The sequence below is a fragment of the Pseudomonas sp. DE0157 genome (assembly GCF_007678615.1).
GTDB classification, from domain to species: Bacteria; Pseudomonadota; Gammaproteobacteria; order Pseudomonadales; family Pseudomonadaceae; genus Aquipseudomonas; species Aquipseudomonas parafulva_B.
Map to the genome: position 1 here is coordinate 21,065 of NZ_VEJN01000007.1, position 21,230 is coordinate 42,294.

Sequence of the window (21,230 nt, forward strand, 5' to 3'; positions counted from 1 at the left end):
CGCGCCCCCTGACGTGACTCAGCCGTTGACGCGTTCGAAGATCTTCTCGATCTTTTCTTTGAGCACCTGGGCGGTGAACGGCTTGACCACATAGCCATTCACGCCTGCCTGGGCGGCCTCGATGATCTGGTCGCGCTTGGCTTCAGCGGTCACCATCAACACCGGCAAGGTCTTGAGCTTGTCGCTGGCGCGGACTTTGCGCAGCAGGTCGATACCGGACATGCCTGGCATGTTCCAGTCGGTTACCAGGAAGTCGTAATGGCCACTTTCGAGCATCGGCAGCGCCGTCGTGCCGTCATCGGCTTCGTCGGTGTTGGCGAAGCCCAGGTCACGCAGCAGGTTCTTGATGATGCGCCGCATCGTCGAAAAGTCGTCGACGATGAGGATTTTCATGTTCTTGTCCAATTAGACCTCCAAGCAGTCTCAAACGCGCTCGGCCCCGAGCGCGCACTCAATCGATTCGGTACAACGTGGAAAACGGCAACGACGACGGCGGGCTCAACGGGCCCGCCATTCCCCCAGGCGGCTGCGCAGGCGCGCGGCGCATTGGCTGTGCAACTGGCTGACCCGCGACTCGCTGACCCCCAAGACCTCACCGATCTCCTTGAGGTTCAGTTCCTCGTCGTAGTACAGCGCCAGCACCAGGCGCTCGCGCTCCGGCAGGTTGGCGATGGCCTCGGTCAACGCGACCTGGAACCGCTCTTCCTCCAACCCACGGGCAGGTTCGGCCTGGCCGCTGACGCCATCCTCATGCAAGCCTTCGTGCTCGCCGTCCTGCAACAGGTCGTCGAAGCTGAACAGGCGGCTGCCCAGTGTGTCGTTGAGAATCCCGTAATAATCATCGAGGCTCAACTTGAGTTCGGCAGCAACTTCATGATCTTTAGCGTCGCGGCCAGTTTTGGCTTCGACCGCACGCATGGCATCGCTGACCATGCGGGTATTGCGGTGCACCGAACGCGGTGCCCAATCGCCTTTGCGCACCTCGTCGAGCATGGCCCCGCGAATGCGGATGCCGGCATAGGTCTCGAAACTGGCGCCCTTGCTGGCGTCATACTTGTTGGCAACCTCGAGCAGACCGATCATGCCCGCCTGGATCAGGTCCTCGACCTGCACGTTGGCCGGCAGTCGCGCCAACAGGTGGTAGGCAATGCGCTTGACCAGCGGCGCATAACGCTCGATCAGCTCATACTGCGCGTCTTTCGAGGCGCGGCTGTACATCTTGAAGCCGCTGGCGCTCATGACATCGAACCTGCACTGGTCGGCTGCACCAGGCGTTCGACGAAGAACTCCAGATGGCCACGGGGGTTGGCGGGCAGCGGCCAGCTGTCGACCTTCTGCGCGATGGCCTTGAAGGCCAGGGCGCATTTGGAGCGCGGGAACGCTTCGTACACGGCGCGTTGCTTCTGGACCGCCTTGCGCACGCACTCGTCGTAAGGCACGGCGCCCACGTACTGAAGCGCCACATCCAGGAAGCGGTCGGTGACCTTGGTCAGCTTGGCGAACAAGTTACGCCCCTCCTGAGGGCTCTGGGCCATATTGGCCAGCACCCGGAAGCGGTTCATGCCGTAATCACGGTTAAGCAGCTTGATCAGCGCATAGGCGTCGGTGATCGAGGTCGGCTCATCGCAGACCACCAGCAGCACTTCCTGGGCCGCGCGCACGAAGCTGACCACCGAATCACCGATGCCGGCAGCGGTATCGATCACCAGCACGTCAAGGTTGTCGCCGACTTCGCTGAACGCCTGGATCAAGCCCGCATGCTGGGCAGGCGCCAGGTGCACCATGCTCTGGGTACCCGAAGCGGCCGGGACGATGCGCACACCGCCTGGGCCCTGCAGCATCACATCGCGCAGTTCGCAACGCCCTTCGATGACATCTGCCAGCGTGCGCTTGGGCGCAAGGCCCAGCAACACATCAACATTGGCCAGCCCAAGGTCGGCGTCGAGCAGCATGACCCTGCGGCCCAGCTCGGCCAGCGCAAGAGACAGGTTCACTGAAACATTTGTCTTGCCGACGCCACCTTTGCCACCGGTCACGGCGATTACCTGTACGGGATGCATGCTACCCATGTCTGTTCTTTACCTTGTCTCGCTGGGACTCAGGCCACACGAAGGGCAATGCTGCGTATCCCTCGGCATAGCTACCTTGCACACATTTCATTTTCAACCCGCTCGCCGTGGGTTGTGGTAGAGATCAGCGAACATGTCGGCCATGGCCTCCTCGCTGGGCTCGTCCTGCTGCTGCACATTGACCGCGCGGGTGACCAGCTGGTGCCCACGGGGCAGGTGCAGATCGTCCGGGATACGCGGCCCATCGGTAAGGTAGGCCACGGGCAGTCGGAAACTGATGGCAAGGCTCAGGACATCGCCCAGGCTTGCCGACTCGTCGAGTTTGGTCAGGATGCAGCCGGCCAGCCCGCAGCGCTTGTAGCTGTGGTAGGCCGCGGTCAGCACCTGCTTCTGGCTGGTGGTGGCCAGGACCAGGTAATTCTTCGCCGCGATGCCGCGACCGGCCAGGGTATCGAGCTGCATGCGTAACGCCGGGTCGCTGGCTTGCAGGCCCGCCGTATCGATCAGCACCACGCGCTTGCGCAGCAGAGGCTCGAGCGCCGCCGCCAACGACTGGCCGGGGTCGACATAGGTCACCGGCACATTCAGGATTCGGCCCAGGGTCTTGAGCTGCTCCTGCGCCCCGATACGGAAACTGTCCATGCTCACCAGCGCCAGGTTGTGGGCGCCGTACTTGAGCACATAGCGCGCCGCGAGCTTGGCCAGGGTGGTGGTCTTGCCCATGCCGGCCGGGCCGACGACGGCAATCACACCGCCGTCCTCGATCGGTTCCACGTCGGGCGTACGGATCATGCGCGCCAGGTGCGCCAGCAGCATACGCCAGGCGTGGCGAGGCTCCTCGATGTCCTTGGTCAGCTCGAGCAATTCACGGGCGATGGGGCCAGACAGGCCAATGCGCTGCAGCCGGCGCCACAACGTGGCCTGCTGCGGCTTGCTACCTTGCAACTGGGTCCAGGCCAGCGACCCCAGTTGCACTTCCAGCAGCTCGCGCAAGCCGGACAGCTCAGAGCGCATGGCATCGAACAGGCGCGGGTCCACCGAGGCCTGGCTGCTTGCGGTGGTGGCCGGCTGCGGGGCGTCAACGTGCGGCTCGACCAAAGGCTCGGCCGCCGTGAGCGACTGACCGGCGAACAGTTGGCGATTGCTGTCACTGCTGTCCGGGCGCTGTTCGAGCTCGGCCTTGGCCGTGGCGATGCGCGTGTGGGTCTTGCGCAGCTCTTCTTCGAGTTCGACGTTCGGTACCCGAGGCGCCAGGGCGGACAGCTTGTAGTCCAGCGCGGCGGTCAGTTCAACGCCGCCTGCGATACGGCGATTGCCGATGATGGCCGCATCAGCGCCCAGCTCATCGCGGACCAGCTTCATGGCCTGACGCATATCAGCGGCGAAGAATCGCTTAACTTGCATTATCCACTACCTCAGCCATTAGGGCCCACGGTGGCAACGATGGTGACTTGCTTGTTGTCCGGTATTTCCTGATACGCCAGCACATGCAAATTCGGTACGGCCAGCCGACCGAAACGCGACAGCATGGCGCGGATCGGGCCGGCCACCAGGAGGATGGCCGGCTGGCCTTGCATCTCCTGGCGCTGTGCGGCTTCGATCAGTGAACGCTGCAGCTTTTCGGCCATGCTTGGTTCAAGAAGCACTCCGTCTTCCTGACCTTGCCCGGCCCTCTGCAGACTATTTAGCAAGATCTGTTCCAACCTGGGCTCCAAGGTAATCACAGGCAGCTCGGACTCAACGCCAACAATGCTTTGCACGATGGCGCGACACAATCCGACGCGCACCGCCGCGACCAGAGCGGCGGTATCTTGACTCTTTGCCGCGTTGTTGGCGATGGATTCGGCAATGCTACGAATATCGCGCACTGGCACCTGTTCTGACAACAAAGCCTGTAGGACTTTGAGAAGGCCTGACAGCGAAATGACACCCGGCACCAACTCTTCTGCCAGCTTGGGCGACGCCTTGGACAAGACTTGCAACAGTTGCTGCACTTCTTCGTGACCGATCAGCTCGTGGCAATGCTTCTGCAGGATCTGGTTGAGGTGAGTGGCCACTACCGTACTGGCGTCAACGACGGTATAGCCCAGCGACTGAGCCTGCGAGCGCTGACCGACGTCGATCCACACCGCCTCCAGGCCAAAGGCCGGGTCGCGGGCCGCGATGCCGTTGAGGCTGCCGAACACCTGCCCAGGGTTGATGGCGAGCTCGCGGTCCGGGTAGATCTCTGCTTCAGCCAGGATTACCCCCATCAACGTCAGGCGATAGGCACTGGGCTGCAGGTCAAGATTGTCGCGGATGTGCACGGTGGGCATGAGAAAGCCCAAGTCCTGGGACAGCTTCTTGCGCACGCCCTTGATCCGCGCCAGTAGCTGCCCGCCCTGGTTGCGATCGACCAATGGGATCAAGCGATAACCGACCTCCAGGCCGATCATGTCGATCGGGGTGACATCGTCCCAGCCCAGCTCCTTGGTTTCGGCCGCCCGCTGCGGGGACGGCAGCAGCTCTTGCTGGCGCTGCGCTTCCTGCTGGGCCTGTACCTTGGTCTTTTGCTGTTTCTTCCATACCAGGTAGGCGCCGCCGCCCGCCATCAGGCCCAGGCTCAGGAACGCCAGGTGCGGCATGCCCGGCACCAGCCCCATGACGATCATGATGGCGCCGGACACGGCCAGGGCCCGGGGCGAGTCGAACATCTGACGGTTGATCAGCTTGCCCATGTCCTCCGAGCCCGAGGCACGGGTGACCATGATGGCTGCGGCGGTGGAGAGCAGCAGCGAGGGCAGCTGCGCCACCAGACCGTCACCAATGGTCAACAGGGCATACACCTTGCCGGCGTCGCCGAAGCTCATGCCATGCTGCAACATACCGATCAGCATGCCACCGATCAGGTTGATGAACAGGATCAGCAGGCCAGCGATGGCGTCACCGCGCACGAACTTGCTGGCACCGTCCATCGAACCGTAGAACTCAGCCTCCTGGGCGACTTCGCTGCGGCGCGCCTTGGCTTGCGCCTGGTCGATCAGGCCGGCGTTCAGGTCGGCGTCGATGGCCATCTGCTTGCCCGGCATTGCATCGAGGGTGAAGCGTGCGCTGACCTCGGAGATACGCCCCGCACCCTTGGTCACCACCACGAAGTTAATGATCATGAGGATGGCGAAGACCACCGCACCGACCACGTAGTTGCCACCGATGACCACATCGCCGAAGGCCTGGATCACCATGCCCGCGGCGCCGTGGCCTTCCTGGCCATGCAGCATGACCACGCGGGTGGACGCCACGTTCAGCGCCAGTCGCAGCAAGGTCGCCACCAGCAGGATGGTGGGGAATGCGGCAAAGTCCAACGGGCGCAAGGCGTACACGCTGACCAGCAGCACCACGATGGACAAGGCGATGTTGAAGGTGAAGAAAACGTCGAGCAGGAACGGTGGTATTGGCAACATCATCATTGCCAGCATCACCAGCAGCAACAGCGGCACGCCGAGGTTGCCCCGTCCGAGACCGGCCAGGTTATGGCGAGCGTTGCTGATTAACTGAGTGCGATCCACCGCGAGTCCTCTTCTTGCAAAACTTTGACGCCTGTCAGGCGACTGGCGCTGCCATTGCAAGAAGCTTTCCAACTTTGTCTGGTGGGGGATTTATATTGCTTGTATCGCCCCTTTTGCAGGCGTATCAGCAAAAGGACTCACCATGCTACGCAATGTCAGCTGTCACGGCGCAGATCGGGTGGAATTGGCAAGTCAGGCTTCAGCGGATCTGGCCGCTTGCCCTTCCCTGCGTGGTACTGACGTATCTGAAAGACGTACGCCAACACCTGGGCCACCGCCAGGTACAGCCCGGCAGGAATTTCATGCTCCACCTCGGTGGAGTAGTAAATTGCCCGAGCCAGGGCGGCGGATTCAAGAATCTGGATGTTGTGCTCAGCGCCAATCTCGCGAATCTTCAAGGCCATGAAGTCGCTGCCCTTGGCCAGCAGCAAGGGGGCCGAATTCCCGTTCTCCGGATCGTACTGCAGGGCGACGGCGTAGTGGGTCGGGTTGGTGATGATCACATCGGCCTGGGGCACAGCCGCCATCATTCGCCGCTGCGACACCTCGCGTTGCAACTGCCGGATACGCTGCTTGACCTCGGGCTTGCCCTCGCTGTCCTTGTACTCGTCGCGCACTTCCTGCTTGGTCATCTTCATTTTCTTGTGCGTTTGCCACAGCTGGAACGGGGCGTCGGCGGCGGCGATCAGCAACAGCCCGGCCGACATCCACAGGGCGCTCCACCCCACCACTTGCAAGCTGTGGATGATCGCCTGCTCCAGCGGTTCGTTGGCGATTGACAGCAGGGCTTGACGGTCGCTGGCGAGCACCGCCACGGCCACCACCAGGATCACGAAGAACTTGGCCAGCGCCTTGAGCAACTCGGTCAGGGCATGCATCGAGAACATGCGCTTGATGCCAGAAAGCGGGTTCATTCGGCTGAATTTAGGTTGCAGCAAGCTGCCGGAGAAGACGAAACCGCCCAGTACGATCGGCGCAACGAAAGACATCACGAAAAGAAGGATCAGAATCGGCTGTAGGGCCCAGATGGCCATTTTACCGGAGGTGAGCAAGAACGCCCCCATGGACCGCTCATCGACGATGATCTCGCGGGTCAGGCTGAAGTTCATGCGCATCATTTCCAGCAGGGTCTCGGCCAGATACCCGCCGAAGGCTAGGACGCCACCGGCACCGGCCAGGGTTACCGACACAGTGTTCAGCTCCTTGGAGCGCGCGATCTCCCCTTTTTCCCGCGCATCGCGCTTGCGCTTCTCGGTGGGTTCCTCTGTCTTGTCCTGACCGCTTTCGCTTTCCGCCATTCAACCGGCCCTCGCCAAATCGCGTAGCCACAGCAGCGTTTCGCTGGCCAACGCCTGGTAATGGGACAACACATCGGCAAGGCCGATCCAGAAAATGAGCATGCCCATGACCAAGGTCAGCGGGAAACCAATGGAAAAAATATTCAACTGCGGCGCTGCACGGGTCATCACGCCAAAGGCAATATTGACGACCAACAAGGCTGCGATCACCGGCAGGATCAATATCAGCCCGGCGCCGAACACCCACGCCATGCGCCCCACCAACTCCCAAAAATGAGTGACCACCAGGGCATTGCCCACCGGGAGCGTGGTAAAGCTCTCGGTCAACACTTCGAACACCACCAGATGGCCGTTCATCAGCAGAAACAGCACGCTCACCAGCATGGTCATGAACTGACTGATCACCGTGACGTTGACCCCGTTGCCAGGGTCGACCATCGAGGCGAATGCCATCCCCATCTGTACCGCCACGATCTGCCCGGCGATCACGAAGGCCTGGAACAGCAACTGCAACGCCAGACCGAACATAGTGCCGACGATGATCTGCTCGGCACACAGCAGCGCCCCTTTGAGGCTCAACGGATCGAACGGCGGCAGTGGCGGGAGCGCCGGCACAATGACCACGGTGATCGCCACGGCAACGTACAGGCGCACCCGCGCCGGCAACATGCGCGTGCCGAAGATGGGCATGGTCATCAGCACCGCCGTCACCCTGAACAGCGGCAGGATGAAGGTGGCCACCCAGGTGCCGATTTGCGTGTCGGTCAGCTCAAGCATCGGCGCATCAACCGATGAGCTGGGGGATGTTGGTGTACAGGGTAGTGATGTACTCCATGAACTTCTGTACCAGCCACGGCCCGGCCACGATCAGCGTGATCAGCATCACCAGCAGGCGCGGCAGAAAGCTCAGGGTCTGCTCGTTGATCTGGGTGGCGGCCTGGAACATGGCCACGATCAGGCCCACCAGCAGGCTGGGGACCACCAGCACGGCGACCATCAGCGTGGTCAGCCACAGGGCGTCGCGGAACAGGTCGACGGCTACTTCAGGCGTCATGCACGGCCCTCCCAGGCAAAGTCACACACCACCGAAACTGCTGGCCAGCGTGCCCATGATCAAGGCCCAGCCATCGACCAGCACGAACAGCATGATCTTGAACGGCAACGAGATGATCAGCGGCGACAGCATCATCATGCCCATGGCCATGAGCACGCTGGCCACCACCATGTCGATGATCAGAAACGGAATGAAGATCATGAAGCCGATCTGAAAGGCCGTCTTGAGCTCCGAGGTGACGAAGGACGGCACCAGGATACTCAGCGGCACCTGGTCGGGGCTGGCGATGTCGGTGCGCTTGGACAGGCGCATGAACAGGTCCAGATCGCTCTGCCGAGTCTGGGCCAGCATGAAGTCCTTGAGCGGACCCTGCGCACGGTCGATAGCCTGCTGGGCGGTCAACTGCTCGTTCAGGTAAGGCTGCAAGGCCGTCTGGTTGATGCGGTCGAACACCGGCGCCATGATGAACAGGGTCAGGAACAGCGCCATGCCGGTCAGAATCTGGTTCGACGGCGTCTGCTGCAGCCCCAGCGCCTGGCGCAGGATGGAAAAGACGATGATGATCCGGGTGAAGCTGGTCATCAGGATGACGAACGCTGGAATGAAGCTCAGCGCCGTCATGATCAACAGGATCTGCAGGCTGACCGAATACTCCTGCTGCCCATCGGTACCGTTGGACAGGGTGATGGCTGGAATCGACAGCGGGTCGGCAGCCAGTGCCAACGGCGCCGCCAACAGCAGCGCCAGGGTGAACAACAGTCGCAGCGCTGCGCTCATCGGGTCTTGTCCTTAGGGTCCTTGCCCATCAGTTCCATTAGCCGCTGGGCGAACTCAGGCGTCGCCTGGCGAGCCCCCTGGGGTACATCCACAGGCTCGGCCAGCACGTGCAACGCTTCGATGCTGCCGGGTGTATGACCAATGAGGATCTGTTCCTTGCCCACCTGCACCAATAGCAGCCGATCACGCGGCCCGATAGCGCGGCTGCCGATGATGTCGATCACCTGACTGCCCTTGACCGCCGAGCCTTGCATCCGGCGCAGCAGCCAGGCGAGCAGGAAGATCAGCCCGACCACCAGCAGCAGGCCGAAGACCATCTGGGCCAGTTGCCCGCCCAGGCTTCCTGGCGGGTTGGCCGGTGTCGCGGCAGGCGTGGCGGCGGCCAGGCATACCTGGCTGGCCAGTGCCGCGGCCGCCGCTGCGATGACGCGCACCCTGGCCTTCATCAACGCAGCTTCTTGATGCGTTCGCTGGGGCTGATCACGTCCGTCAGGCGGATGCCGAACTTCTCGTTGACCACCACCACTTCGCCATGGGCGATCAGCGTGCCATTGACCAGCACATCCAGGGGCTCGCCTGCCAGGCGGTCCAGCTCGATCACCGAACCCTGGTTGAGCTGCAGCAGGTTGCGGATGTTGATTTCGGTGCTGCCCACTTCCATCGAGATGCTCACCGGGATGTCGAGAATCACATCCAGGTTCGGGCCTTCGAGGCTGACATTGGCATTGGGCTTGGGCGAGCTGGCGAACTCTTCCATCGGCAAGCGACCGGGCCCCTGATTCTGGCTGGTATCGCCCAGCAGCGCATCGATGTCGGCCTGGCCGGCCGCACCGGTTTCTTCCAGCGCAGCAGCCCACTCATCGGCGAGCGCCTGGTCCTCTGGAGAGGTGATCTCGTTTTCGTTAGCCATGATTTCCTCGACAGGCATTCAATTCGTTGGGAGCGGCCGCCATCAGCGGCGTTCGACCGGGTCGATGATCTGCAGCGCCAGGTTGCCCTTGTGCGAGCCCAGGCGCGCCTTGAATGCCGGCACGCCGTTGGCGCGCAGCACAAGGTGCTCGGGCAGCTCGACCGGGATGACGTCCCCGGGCTGCATGTGCAGGATATCCCGCAGTTTGAGCTGACGCCTGGCTACCGTGGCCGTTACCGGCACGGCAACATCAAGCACGTCCTCACGCAGCGCCTTGACCCAGCGTTCGTCCTGGTCGTCCAGGTCGGACTGGAAGCCGGCGTCGAGCATTTCACGTACCGGCTCGATCATCGAGTACGGCATGGTCACGTGCAGGTCGCCCCCGCCGCCGTCGAGCTCGATATGGAACGTGGACACCACCACCGCCTCGCTGGGGCCGACGATGTTGGCCATGGCCGGGTTGACCTCGGAGTTCATGTACTCGAAGTTCACCTCCATAATCGCCTGCCAGGCTTCCTTCAGGTCGATGAAGCACTGATCCAGCACCATGCGCACTACGCGCAACTCGGTCGGGGTGAACTCGCGGCCTTCGATCTTGGCGTGCCGGCCGTCCCCGCCGAAAAAGTTGTCCACCAGCTTGAACACCAGCTTGGCGTCGAGGATGAACAGCGAGGTGCCGCGCAGCGGCTTGATCTTGACCAGGTTGAGGCTGGTGGGCACGTACAGCGAATGCACGTACTCACCGAACTTCATCACCTGCACGCCGCCCACGGCCACATCGGCCGAGCGGCGCAGCAAGTTGAACATGCTGATGCGGGTGTAACGGGCAAATCGCTCGTTGATCATCTCCAAGGTCGGCATGCGGCCCCGGACAATACGGTCCTGACTGGTCAGGTCATAGCTTTTGATACTGCCGGGCTCGGATACACTTTCAGTCTGCACCAGGCCATCGTCGACGCCATGCAGCAGGGCATCGATCTCATCCTGGGACAGCAGGTCCTGTACGGCCATTGCGTGCTCCTACTGCAATACGAAATTGGTGAACAGCAACTGGTCAATCACAGGCTTGCCGACTTCTTTCTGGGCAACTTCCTGCACCACGACGGTCGCTTTCTGGCGCAGCATTTCCTGGCCGACCGAGCTGCTGGCCAGGGTCTCGAAGCCGACCCCGGAGAACATCATCACCAGGTTGTTACGTATGACCGGCATGTGCACTTTAAGGGCATCGAGGTCAGCCTGATTGCGCCCCTGCAAGGTGATGCTGACCTGCATGTAGCGCTGGCGACCATTCTGGTTGAAGTTCACCACGAACGCGGGCGTAAGCGCTTCGTAGATGGCCGCTGGCTTGGTGGTGCTGGCGCCTTCCTGTTCAGCAGGGGCGGGCTCGCTCTTGTGCATGATGAACCACGTGGCGCCCACGGAAATGCCCACGGCCACCAGCAGGCCACCCACGGCCAGGAGGATCAGTTTGAGTTTGCCTTTTGGGGCAGGGTCTTTGACTGCTTCGGTATTCGCCATGCCAATATTCCGTCGTCCATCGGGAGTAACTGGGAAGATGGCTTGGGGTGAGCAAGTGTTATGCCAAATACGCGTGCGTCAAGGCATGCCGGGACTTACAGCAGTGCCGTACGAACAAAACAGAGGGGCCGTTTAGTAGCCCCTGCCCCTACATGCGCCTCAGGCGTAATAATCCACAGCGCTGTCCCCGATCACCACCTGCTGCTCCGCAGGCCGTTCCCGCTCGGCAGCGTCGACCGAACCCTCACCCGCCCGCGCAGCAACGCCGGACAGGCTACTACCCCCCTGCCCCTGCGCCGCCTGCCCGTGTTGCTGCTGACCACGCGACTGGTCGGCCACATTGACATCCGGCTGGGCCAGGCCCTGCTGGGCAAAGAGTTCGCGCAGCCGGTGCACCTGGCTGTCCAGCGTATCGCGCACACCGACGTGGCCGCTGATGAAGGTCACCTGGGTGGCCTGGTCGGCGGCGACGTTGACGCGGATGTTCAAGCGCCCCAGCTCGGCAGGCTCGAGCTGTATATCGGCCGACTTGAGGTTCTGGCTGGACAGGTACATGACCCGGTTCACCAGCCCCTCGGTCCACGCGTTCTGGTTCATCGACAACGGCTGCTGCAACGGGTTGGGGTTCACCGGCACCGCGTTGGCCGTCTTGGCCGTTGCGGCCTGGGTGAGGTTGGCCAGGCGGCTGGCGAAGTCATCGATACGGGTATCGCTGCTCGCGCCCTTGGTGTCTTTCAACCCTTCTTCGAGCAATGCGCCGAAGGCCTTTTCACCGGTGTCGGTGGAGGCTTCCTCGGCCCCCTGACCCGCCTGCGCCAAGGTATTGACGGATGCAGCTTGAGCCTGCTGCTGGCCAGGGTCTACGGCATGGGCCGAGGTGGCCCCCTTGGCCTGGGCACTGTGCTCCAGCGCCAGGCGCAGGGTAGGCAGGTTCGCCAGGGCATCGGCAGCAGGGTCGAAGTCAGGCGCTTTTTCGGAAGGCGGCTGGTCATTGGCAGCCTGCAAGACAGGCGCTACTGCCTCGGCCTGGGCCTGGATCAACTGGGCGCCAGGCTGCGCGTCAGTGACCTGCCCGGCAACCAGGCTGGCATCGCGCATGCCGGTATCGGCCTGGCTAGCTTGCTCGGTTGGCGAGCCATTGCCGTCATCGGCAACGGCGCGCTTGTCAACGGGCTTGCTTTTGCCGCTTGAGGTCCCCTCAGCCTTGTCAGCGGCCTTGCTCGCAGCAGGCTTGTCTGCAGCACCGGCAACCTTGTCACGCCCCTGCTTGGCCATTACCTGACCGAAGCCATCGCCCTGCTCGCCCAGTGTCTGCTGGGGTTTGCCGGCTGTGGCGCTAGCAGAGCGGGATGCGTCGGCCTTGATGTTGGCTTGCAGCAAAGGGTTGGATGCAACAGGCATTGAGCAGTCTCCGCGCCATAAACAAAATGATCACGGGTATTACTCAGCAAAACTCGCGCCAACTAATACAGAGGCGGTAAGCGCATGGGCTAACCGGCCGATATACGACGATGTTCGGCCCGGTAGAAGCGCTGCACTTCGGCAAACTCCACATCAATACGGCTGATGAGGTCTTCGATCCCCAGCAGCGGAGGATGGCGGGCCTTGTCCTCGAGTTCCTGGCAAAGGGTTGCCAACGCAACGGCACCCATGTTGCTGCTGCTACCTTTGAAACTGTGGGCGGCGGCGCCGAGTTCAACTGCGCTGCGGGCAGCGTGAAGTTGGCCAAGGCGCCTTTCAGAATCGTCCAGGAAGGTCTGCACTAGCTGCAGATAGCCGTCTTCCATGATTTCACGCAGGTCACTGAGTACCTTGTGGTCGATATGCATGTCAGCCACTTGTTCGCTCCTTGATCAAGTCAGATTATGGCAGAGCCCGACGCGGACTCACCAGATGAAATCAACGTGCGCACAGCGCCCGCCCTCTGTCCAGCGCGCCACCGTAGACAGGCGCCTGACCAATGCCAGTCCTCGGCCACTGAGGCCTCGCTCTGGCAACGGCTGCGCAAGCACCTGCTGCACGTCGAACCCATCGCCGCTGTCCCTGACCTCCACTTTCAGACGCCCACCAGCGGCAAGCGGTTCAACTGCAAGATCGATGCGCACGTAACCTTCCTCGATCACCTGCAAGCGCCTGGCTCGCTCCTGATAGTAATCGGCAAAGCCTGGCGCGTCGCATTTGAGCCGAGCGTCCAGCCCCAGCACGCCATGTTCAAGCGCATTGGAATACAGTTCGCTCAGCACACTGTAGAGGGTGCCGGCCGATGTACGCAGGTCGTGTATTTCCTGCAACAACTGCACCAGGTAGGGCACCGGGTTGAAACGGCGCAGACTTTCGCCCCTCACATCGAAACTGAGCGACCAGTCCATGGCGCTACAGCGGCCCAGGTCCGGAGGCAACACCGGCATGGGCTGCGGCAACTGCGCACCCAGCATGCGTATCTCACACAAGCTGACATCGTCACGCGCCGGCCCACCGAAGCGTTGCAGCGCGTCGAGCAGCTCGTCGAACAACAGCGCGGGATCGCGATTGTCTGCCAGTACTGCCCGCAGGCGTTGCTCCCCGAACAAACGCTCCTGATCGTCGGCGGTTTCCAGCACCCCATCGGACATCAACAGCAGGCGCTCGCCCGGCGCCAGCGGCCAGACTTCGGTCTGGTCGTCGAATTGCTCGGCACTCAGAACCCCCAGCGGCAAGTGCCGGGAACTCAACGCAGACAACACCTGGCCCTCAGCAGCCAGCACGAAGCCATCGGGCATGCCACCATTCCACACCTCCACTGCGCCGCGCTGCATGCTCAGGTTGACCAGCAGTGCGCAGCAGAACATGTCGCCAGGCAGGATGCGCTTGAGCTTGGCATTCATCTCTCGCAAAACTTGCGCCATGCCATAACCCTTGGCCGTCATGCCGTAGAACACTTCAGCCAATGGCATGGCTCCCACGGCAGCCGGCAGCCCGTGCCCGGTGAAATCCCCCAGCAGCACGCGCATGTCCCCGGACGGCGTGAGCGCGGCCAGCATCAGGTCGCCGTTGAACAGCGCGTACGGCGATTGTAAAAAGCGGATGTTCGGTGCATCCAGACAGCCGGAATGGGCAACCTTGTCGAACACGGCTTTGGCCACCCGCTGTTCATTGAGCAAGTGGTGGTGGTGCCGTGCTATCTGGTCGCGCTGGTCCAGCACTGTGGCCTGAAGCCGCCTCAGCCGGTCCATGGCCCGAATCTTGGCTGCCAGAATGACTGCGCTGTAGGGCTTGGGCAGAAAATCATCACCACCGGCTTCCAGGCACCGCACCAGGGCCTGCTCTTCGTTGAGTGCCGTGAGAAAAATGATGGGCACCAGGGCTTCGCCAGCCAAGGCCTTGATCTGCCGCGCCGCCTCGAAGCCGTCCATGACCGGCATCAGCGCATCGAGCAGCACCAGCTGTGGGCGTTGTGCCTTGAACACGTCCACGGCTTGCTGGCCATTTTCCACCGTGAACACTTGATGCCCTTGGCGCCTGACGATCTGTGCCAACAGCAGGCGATCGGCCGCGCCATCTTCAGCCACCAGCACGGTCAACCCAAGCTCATCAGCCATCGGCGCGCTCAACTGATGTCGAAGAGCTTGTCGAAATTGGAGATGGCGAGGATCTTGCGTACATCGCAATTGGCATGGACGACCCGCACATCCGCCGCGTCCCCGCCGACATGATCGCGCAACAGCAGGAGCATGCCCAATGCCGAGCTGTCGAGGTAGGTCACCTCCTGCAAGTCGACGATGACCGCGTCAGGGCGGCTTGGCTGGCGTTCGTAGGCCTCGCGAAAGGCCTGGTGCTTGCCGAAATCGAAACGTCCCTTGATCTTGATCGTCAGCTTTTTACCGTCCTGCGAGACATCGGTTTCCACTGCCATGCTAGCGATTCCTTCGATGATGGCGGATGCGGCTCCATGAAGGTGTAGCAGTCATGGCGCGAGGGGGCAAGCGGGTGAGGGAAGTGGTGTAGATTGACAGGCATGGCGCAGGGCCGTGTTGGGTGCTTAGCCCCCGCGGATCTTAGGCGCTCAGCATAGATCGCTGGGGCCGCACAGCGGCCCCAAGACTTCCCCGCTACAGCGGCCCCTGCCGCGGCAGCCGCTGGGACAATTCGTCGAGCAGGCGCTGCTCGCGCTTGTCCTCGGCGCGCCGAGCCTCGTCCATATAGCGTTGCACCAGCTTGCGCAGGCCCTCTACCCGCGCATACGCCTGCTGCCAGGTGTCGCGGGCGTTGGCGAGGTTGTTCTGGTGCCAGGTGAGGCTCTGGCGCTGTTGGGTCATGGCCGTTTCCAGCTGGCCGAGAAAGCGCTGGTAGTTGACCAGCCAGTTCCCGTCGACACCCTGGCCACCCCGGTTGAGCCACTGCTGTTGATAATCCTCGCGAAAGCGCTCCAGCTCCGTCAGCTTGGCCTGGGCCGTGGCCACCTGCTGCTGGAAGTGCCCCAGACGCTGGGCCGCCTTGCGCTCGGCTTCCTCGGCCATGTCCACCACGGGAGCCAGGCGCGCCGCACGTCCGGGCAGTGCCATGGCCTATCAGCCCGCCGGGGGCGTGAAGATCGCCCCCAGTTGGTCGCGGCTTTGCGCCATGCTCACGTTTTCACGCAGCCCTTGACGCAGAAATTCCACCAGCCTGGCCTGCAGCGCGATGGCAAGGTCGGTCTCGGGGTCCCCGCCCGCCACGTAGGCACCCACGCTGATCAGGTCGCGGCTCTGGGACAGCCGAGACCAGAGCTGCTTGAATTTCTGCGCCTGGCGAAGGTGGTCGGCATCGACCACCTGGGGCATCACCCGGCTGATGGACGCTTCGATGTCGATTGCCGGGTAATGGCCCTCCTCGGCCAGCCGTCGCGACAGCACGAAGTGGCCGTCCAGCACCCCCCGCGCCGAGTCGGCGATCGGGTCCTGCTGATCGTCCCCCTCGGACAGTACCGTATAAAACGCCGTGATCGAGCCGCCACCCGGCTCACCATTGCCAGCTCGCTCCACCAGCTTGGGCAGCTTGGCGAACACCGAAGGCGGATAGCCGCGCGTGGCGGGCGGCTCACCGATGGCCAGGGCAATTTCCCGCTGCGCCTGGGCAAAGCGGGTCAGCGAATCCATCAACAGCAGCACGTTCTTGCCCTTGTCGCGAAAGTACTCGGCAATACGGGTGCAGTACATGGCCGCCCGCAAGCGCATCAGGGGCGCATCGTCCGCGGGTGAAGCCACCACCACAGAACGCTTGAGCCCCTCCTCGCCGAGAATGTGCTCGATGAATTCCTTCACTTCGCGGCCACGTTCGCCAATCAGGCCGACCACGATGATTTCGGCTTCGGTGAAGCGGGTCATCATGCCTAGCAGCACCGACTTGCCCACACCGGTACCGGCGAACAGGCCCAGGCGCTGGCCGCGCCCGACGGTGAGCAGGCCGTTGATACTGCGAATGCCCACGTCCAGCGGCTTGCTGATCGGGTCGCGGTTGAGCGGGTTGATCACCGGCCCGTCCATCGGCACCCAGTCCTCGGCCTTCATGCCGCCCTTGCCGTCCAGTGCGCGGCCCGCGCCGTCCAGCACCCGCCCCAGCATGCTCATGCCCATGGGCAGCCGACCACCGTCGTCGAGCGGCACCACGCGGGCACCGGGGGCGATGCCGACAATGCTGCCAACCGGCATGAGGAACACCTTCGACCCGGAGAACCCCATCACCTCCGCCTCGACCTGTACCGGGTGGTAGCTGTCGTCGTTGACCACCAGGCAGCGGCTACCCACAGCCGCCCTGAGCCCCTCGGCTTCCAGGGTCAGGCCCACCATGCGCAGCAGTCGCCCCTCGACCACCGGTTGCGCCGGCACCTCAATGGCCTCGGCATAGCTGCCCAGGCGCTTGGCGAAGCTGGTACGGTCAAGGCGCATCGGGGTTCTCCACCGGCGCGTCCAGGTCAACACTCACATCCGGCGCTGCCGGGTGCAGCGCATGATCATGCATCTGGTCGAACAACTGCGCGACGGTCTTCTCGATGCGGGTTTCCATGGTCGCATCGATACGGCTATGGGCGGTCTCGATACGGCAGCCACCGGGAAGCAGGGTGCTGTCTTCGAGCAGGCGCCATTGTTCTTCGTGGCGCTCGCGCAAGGCCTTGGCCAGTTCGAAATCCTGCGGGTTCAAGTGGATACGGATGTTGTCGGCACCCATGGGCAGGCGCTTGAGGGCTTCGCGCAGCACCTGGGTGATCTGGCTGGAATCGCTCGTGAGTTCCCGGCCGATCACCTGGCGCGCCATGTGCGACACCAGGTGCACCAGGGTTCTCTCGATCTGGGTGTCCTGCTCGGCGATAGGCTCCATCAAATGGGTCATCAGCTTTTCCAGGCTGGCCAGCTTGGCCTTCAGGGCCTCGTCGGCCTCTTGGCGCACTTTGAGCTGGGTGCTGTGAAAACCATCACGCTCACCTGTGGCGAAGCCTTCGTTATAGGCTTCCTGGCGAATGGCTTCCAGCTCTTCGAGGGTCAGCGGATGGACTTCCTCCAGTGGCACTTCCTCGACTTCTTCCTCCACCTCGACCGGTTCGGGCTCAGGCTCGGGCGCGGGCTGGGGGTCGAAGCTGGGCAATGTCCAGACATCCACGCCCTCAAGGTCGCGGGCCCGGATCAGGTCACTGGGGTGGTGTTCTTTGGTCGACATTCAAAAACCTGTCTGTCAGGGTGCCAGGCGCCATGCCGCCTGTCGAAGACTGCACGCTAAGGCAGATTGCGTGCGCGACGCAATCGCCTTGCGCGGACCCATTGGCGGCTCGCCGCTTAGATCATTTCCTCGGCACCTTTGCCACCGAGCACGATTTCGCCGGCTTCGGCCATGCGACGGGCGATGGTGAGGATTTCCTTCTGGGCCGTCTCGACATCGCTGACACGGACCGGGCCCTTGGCCTCGAGGTCGTCGCGCAGCAGTTCCGAGGCCCGCTTGGACATGTTCTTGAAAACCTTGTCCTTGACCCGCTCGTCCGCGCCCTTGAGCGACACCACCAGCACGTCGGAGGACACTTCGCGCAGCAACGCCTGGATACCCCGGTCATCCACATCGGCCAGGTTGTTGAAGACGAACATCAGATCTTCGATCTGCTCGGACAGGTCGCTGTCGATTTCACGGATCGAATCCATCAGGGCGCCTTCCACCGAGCTGTCGAGGAAGTTCATGATGTCAGCGGCACGCTTGATGCCACCCAGGGTGGTGCGCGCGGCGTTGGAATTGCCGGAGAACTGCTTCTCCAGAATCTGGTTCAGCTCCTTGAGGGCAGCAGGTTGCACGGTATTGAGCGATGAGACGCGCAATACGATGTCCAGCCGAACCTTGTGGTCGAAGTTGCTCAGCACCTCACCGGCCTGGTCAGGGTCCAGGTAAGCCACGACAATGGCCTGGATCTGCGGGTGCTCGTAGCGGATCACGTCGGCCACGGCGCGTGGTTCCATCCACTTGAGGCTGTCCAGGCCACTGGTGTTGCCACCGAGCAGGATGCGGTCGACCAGGCCGTTGGCTTTGTCCTCGCCCAGTGCCTGGTTGAGCATCTTGCGAATGTACGCATCGGAGCCCACGCCCAGGCTGGTCTGATCGCCAACCACCTCGACGAACTCGCTCATCACCTGTTCGACCTGGTCACGGTGCACGTTGCCCATCTGCGCCATGGCCACGCCCACGCGCTGCACTTCCTTGGGCCCCATGTGGCGCAGTACCTGCGCGGCATCGGTTTCACCCAGCGAGAGCAGCAGGATGGCTGCCTTGTCGACGCGGCTCAGCTTGGCGGTAACGGCTCGGTTATCACTCATCGGCGTTGATCCAGTCTTTCACGACCTGGGCCACACGGCCCGGGTCTTCGGCCACAAGGCCTTTGATTGCGTTGAGCTGTGCCTCGTAACCCTCGGTCGGGCTAGGCAGCAGAATGCTTGTCGGGCCACCCAGGCTGACGCGGTCGTTGGCCAGTTCGCCATCCAGACCGATCATGCCGCCCAGCTCCATGTCGTTTTCCAGGGCAGGCTGCTTGCCACCCCCTGTCAGGTTGTTGAGCACAGGACGCAATACACCGAACACCAGCACCAGGATGAACAGCACACCCAGCACTTGCTTGACGATATCCCAGAACCAGGGCTGCTGGTAGAACGCGATATCGGCAATCTCTTCGCCACGGTCTGGCGCAAACGGCACGTTGATCACGGTCACGCTGTCGCCCCGGCTGGCATCGAAGCCAACGGCGTCCTGGACCAGCCGGGTGAAGCGCGTGAGGTCTTCGGCAGCCCACGGCACATGGGTGGTCTCCCCGGTGGCGGCGTCCACCTTGACCTGATCGTCCACCACGACCGCCACGGACAGGCGTGTCATGCGCCCCTGCTGCTGGCGCGTGTGGCTGATGGAGCGGTCAAGCTCGAAGTTCTTGGTGCTCTGCTGGCGTTTATCCGACGGATACGGCGCGAGCATCGGCTGGCCAGTGGCTGGGTCCATGATCTGCTGGCCATTGGCATCGACCAAGGGCTGGCCAGGCTGAATGGCGCCTGCTGCACCCGCGGTGCCACCCGTGGTCTGTGGCGCCGAAGCAGCACCCGGCGGCTGGTTGCTCAGCGCGCCCGGCACACCTTGCGGGCCCTGGCTGCTGGCGCGCTGCTCGTCGACCGACTGCTCACTGCGCAGCGCCGGTTGGTCCGGGTTGAACTGCTCGGAGGTGGACTCGACCGCACTGAAGTCCAGGTCGGCGGACACTTCGGCCTTGTAACGGTCGTTGCCCAGCACCGGTTGCAGGATGTTGTGCACGCGCTGGGTCAGCATGCTTTCCATCCGGCGACTGTAGTCGAACTGCTTGCCGGCCTGGGTCAGGGCAGAATCCTGGATCTGTTCGGACAGCAGGTTGCCTTTCTGGTCGACCACGGTGACCTGGGACTTGTCCAGTTCCGGCACACTGGTGGCCACCAGGTTGACGATGGCCATTACCTGACCGGGCTCAAGCGCACGACCTGGATAGAGCTCGACCAATACCGATGCGCTGGGCCGACGCTCGTCGCGCACGAACACCGAGCTCTTGGGAATGGCCAGGTGCACGCGCGCCCCCTTGACGTTGTTCAGGCTCGACACGGTGCGCGCCAGTTCACCTTCCAGGCTGCGGCGGTAGCGCGTGGCCTCCATGAACTGGCTGGTGCCCAGGCCCTGCTCCTTGTCGAGCAGCTCGAAACCGACGTTGCCGTCGGTAGGCGCCACGCCCGCTGCCGCCAGCTTCAGGCGCGCGCGGGAGATATCGTCAGCCTTGACCAGCAGGGCCCCGGAATTGGGTTCCACGTTGTAGGCAATGTCGGCCGCCGCCAGGGTGTCCATGACCTGCTTGGTGTCCATGCCCGACAGGCTCGGGTACAGCGGACGGTAGTCCGGCTGCTGCGACCACAGCACCACGGCAAAGCCGATCGCCACGCTGGCCGCCAGGCCGACCATCAGGCCGATCTGACGCAGCATGGGCATCTGCGCAATGTTTTCCAGGAACGCCAGGCGCACCAGAGGGGCCTTGGGCGCTGGCGCGCCGCCCTTGGCGGGCGCGTTGTCGACGACTGCTTCAGCCATGGTCTACGTCTGCCCTCAAACCGGCATTTGCATGATGTCCTGGTACGCCTGAACGAGCTTGTTGCGTACCTGGGTCAAGGCCTGCATCGAAACGCTGGCTTTCTGCGAAGCAATCATCACGTCGGTGAGATCGACCCCGGTCTTGCCGATTTCGAAGGCGTTCGCCAGCTGCGAAGAGGCCTGCTGGGTGTCATTCACCTTGCCGATGGCCTGGCCCAGCATGTCGGCAAAGGTACTTTGCCCTGGGGCCAGCTCAGGGGCGGCTGATACTTTCGGCAGCGACATGGCATCGGCCTGCATGGCGCGCATGTCCAGCATCAGACGATTGAATTCAACACCTTGGGTCATGGGCTTCTCTCTCCGGCGGCCGCATATTTTTGACAGTCATGCGGCGGATAGCCTTCGTAAAGCAACAAAGGTGCCAGCCTTGACAAAGGGTGGATGCATCGGGGAAAAACCGCGGATATCAGGCTACGAGGCACC

Annotated in this window: 23 protein-coding genes; all 23 read right to left on the reverse strand. The window is 62.7% G+C overall.

The genetic code is table 11. The annotated features are described in order from the left end of the window. Nucleotides 1–18: 18 nt before the first annotated feature. Nucleotides 19–393: a chemotaxis response regulator CheY gene (locus FS777_RS10800; protein WP_167339335.1), complete on the reverse strand. Its 375-nt coding sequence runs from the start codon at nucleotides 391–393 to the stop codon at nucleotides 19–21. Nucleotides 394–498: 105 nt separating this feature from the next. Next, a complete protein-coding gene (gene fliA, locus FS777_RS10805; RefSeq protein ID WP_023533945.1) occupies nucleotides 499–1,239 on the reverse strand; it encodes an RNA polymerase sigma factor FliA in 741 nt (246 codons plus the stop codon). Beyond that, complete coding sequence (fleN, locus tag FS777_RS10810; RefSeq protein ID WP_023533996.1) at nucleotides 1,236–2,069, reverse strand: flagellar synthesis regulator FleN; 834 nt, start codon at nucleotides 2,067–2,069, stop codon at nucleotides 1,236–1,238. The genes fliA and fleN overlap by 4 nt, the downstream gene beginning before the upstream one ends. A 93-nt stretch (nucleotides 2,070–2,162) precedes the next feature. Beyond that, a complete protein-coding gene (flhF, locus tag FS777_RS10815; protein ID WP_058606081.1) occupies nucleotides 2,163–3,473 on the reverse strand; it encodes a flagellar biosynthesis protein FlhF in 1,311 nt (436 codons plus the stop codon). Between the two features lie 11 nt (nucleotides 3,474–3,484). Continuing rightward, nucleotides 3,485–5,614, reverse strand: coding sequence for a flagellar biosynthesis protein FlhA (flhA, locus tag FS777_RS10820; protein WP_058606080.1), 2,130 nt, complete (start codon nucleotides 5,612–5,614; stop codon nucleotides 3,485–3,487). A gap of 155 nt (nucleotides 5,615–5,769) precedes the next feature. Continuing rightward, nucleotides 5,770–6,912, reverse strand: a complete 1,143-nt coding sequence (flhB, locus tag FS777_RS10825; RefSeq protein WP_145255414.1) for a flagellar biosynthesis protein FlhB — start codon at nucleotides 6,910–6,912, stop codon at nucleotides 5,770–5,772. Continuing rightward, a complete protein-coding gene (gene fliR, locus FS777_RS10830; protein ID WP_058606076.1) occupies nucleotides 6,913–7,689 on the reverse strand; it encodes a flagellar biosynthetic protein FliR in 777 nt (258 codons plus the stop codon). A 7-nt stretch (nucleotides 7,690–7,696) separates the two neighbouring features. Continuing rightward, nucleotides 7,697–7,966, reverse strand: coding sequence for a flagellar biosynthesis protein FliQ (gene fliQ / locus FS777_RS10835; RefSeq protein WP_023533926.1), 270 nt, complete (start codon nucleotides 7,964–7,966; stop codon nucleotides 7,697–7,699). A gap of 21 nt (nucleotides 7,967–7,987) precedes the next feature. After that, nucleotides 7,988–8,743 carry a flagellar type III secretion system pore protein FliP gene (gene fliP, locus FS777_RS10840; RefSeq protein ID WP_023533994.1) on the reverse strand — a complete coding sequence of 252 codons (756 nt, stop codon included), beginning with the start codon at nucleotides 8,741–8,743 and terminating at the stop codon, nucleotides 7,988–7,990. Further along, on the reverse strand, nucleotides 8,740–9,189 hold the full coding sequence (gene fliO / locus FS777_RS10845; protein ID WP_058639121.1) for a flagellar biosynthetic protein FliO: 450 nt from the start codon (nucleotides 9,187–9,189) through the stop codon (nucleotides 8,740–8,742). Before fliO ends, fliP begins: the two co-directional genes overlap by 4 nt. Next, nucleotides 9,189–9,653 (reverse strand): flagellar motor switch protein FliN, encoded by a 465-nt coding sequence (gene fliN / locus FS777_RS10850; RefSeq protein WP_023533974.1) that lies wholly within the window; start codon nucleotides 9,651–9,653, stop codon nucleotides 9,189–9,191. Before fliN ends, fliO begins: the two co-directional genes overlap by 1 nt. Nucleotides 9,654–9,695: 42 nt before the next feature. Beyond that, complete coding sequence (gene fliM / locus FS777_RS10855) at nucleotides 9,696–10,664, reverse strand: flagellar motor switch protein FliM (protein WP_058639122.1); 969 nt, start codon at nucleotides 10,662–10,664, stop codon at nucleotides 9,696–9,698. Between the two features lie 9 nt (nucleotides 10,665–10,673). Further along, the gene (gene fliL, locus FS777_RS10860; RefSeq protein ID WP_058606074.1) at nucleotides 10,674–11,171 is read right to left on the reverse strand and encodes a flagellar basal body-associated protein FliL; all 498 of its coding nucleotides are present in this window, start codon (nucleotides 11,169–11,171) and stop codon (nucleotides 10,674–10,676) included. A 159-nt stretch (nucleotides 11,172–11,330) separates the two neighbouring features. Then, a complete protein-coding gene (locus tag FS777_RS10865) occupies nucleotides 11,331–12,572 on the reverse strand; it encodes a flagellar hook-length control protein FliK (protein ID WP_145255417.1) in 1,242 nt (413 codons plus the stop codon). Between the two features lie 89 nt (nucleotides 12,573–12,661). Continuing rightward, nucleotides 12,662–13,009 carry an Hpt domain-containing protein gene (locus FS777_RS10870; RefSeq protein ID WP_058639124.1) on the reverse strand — a complete coding sequence of 116 codons (348 nt, stop codon included), beginning with the start codon at nucleotides 13,007–13,009 and terminating at the stop codon, nucleotides 12,662–12,664. A gap of 48 nt (nucleotides 13,010–13,057) precedes the next feature. Next, nucleotides 13,058–14,749, reverse strand: coding sequence for a fused response regulator/phosphatase (locus FS777_RS10875; protein ID WP_145255421.1), 1,692 nt, complete (start codon nucleotides 14,747–14,749; stop codon nucleotides 13,058–13,060). Between the two features lie 8 nt (nucleotides 14,750–14,757). Then, on the reverse strand, nucleotides 14,758–15,063 hold the full coding sequence (locus FS777_RS10880; RefSeq protein ID WP_058606070.1) for an STAS domain-containing protein: 306 nt from the start codon (nucleotides 15,061–15,063) through the stop codon (nucleotides 14,758–14,760). Nucleotides 15,064–15,259: 196 nt separating this feature from the next. Then, complete coding sequence (gene fliJ / locus FS777_RS10885; protein ID WP_058639126.1) at nucleotides 15,260–15,712, reverse strand: flagellar export protein FliJ; 453 nt, start codon at nucleotides 15,710–15,712, stop codon at nucleotides 15,260–15,262. A gap of 6 nt (nucleotides 15,713–15,718) precedes the next feature. Next, nucleotides 15,719–17,074 (reverse strand): flagellar protein export ATPase FliI, encoded by a 1,356-nt coding sequence (gene fliI, locus FS777_RS10890; RefSeq protein ID WP_058606068.1) that lies wholly within the window; start codon nucleotides 17,072–17,074, stop codon nucleotides 15,719–15,721. Continuing rightward, the gene (gene fliH / locus FS777_RS10895) at nucleotides 17,064–17,840 is read right to left on the reverse strand and encodes a flagellar assembly protein FliH (protein WP_078478885.1); all 777 of its coding nucleotides are present in this window, start codon (nucleotides 17,838–17,840) and stop codon (nucleotides 17,064–17,066) included. The genes fliI and fliH overlap by 11 nt, the downstream gene beginning before the upstream one ends. A 116-nt stretch (nucleotides 17,841–17,956) precedes the next feature. Beyond that, the gene (gene fliG, locus FS777_RS10900; protein ID WP_023533955.1) at nucleotides 17,957–18,976 is read right to left on the reverse strand and encodes a flagellar motor switch protein FliG; all 1,020 of its coding nucleotides are present in this window, start codon (nucleotides 18,974–18,976) and stop codon (nucleotides 17,957–17,959) included. Next, nucleotides 18,969–20,747: a flagellar basal-body MS-ring/collar protein FliF gene (gene fliF / locus FS777_RS10905; protein ID WP_100851995.1), complete on the reverse strand. Its 1,779-nt coding sequence runs from the start codon at nucleotides 20,745–20,747 to the stop codon at nucleotides 18,969–18,971. The genes fliG and fliF overlap by 8 nt, the downstream gene beginning before the upstream one ends. Before the next feature lie 15 nt (nucleotides 20,748–20,762). After that, nucleotides 20,763–21,095 carry a flagellar hook-basal body complex protein FliE gene (gene fliE, locus FS777_RS10910; protein WP_023533916.1) on the reverse strand — a complete coding sequence of 111 codons (333 nt, stop codon included), beginning with the start codon at nucleotides 21,093–21,095 and terminating at the stop codon, nucleotides 20,763–20,765. Nucleotides 21,096–21,230 lie beyond the last annotated feature (135 nt).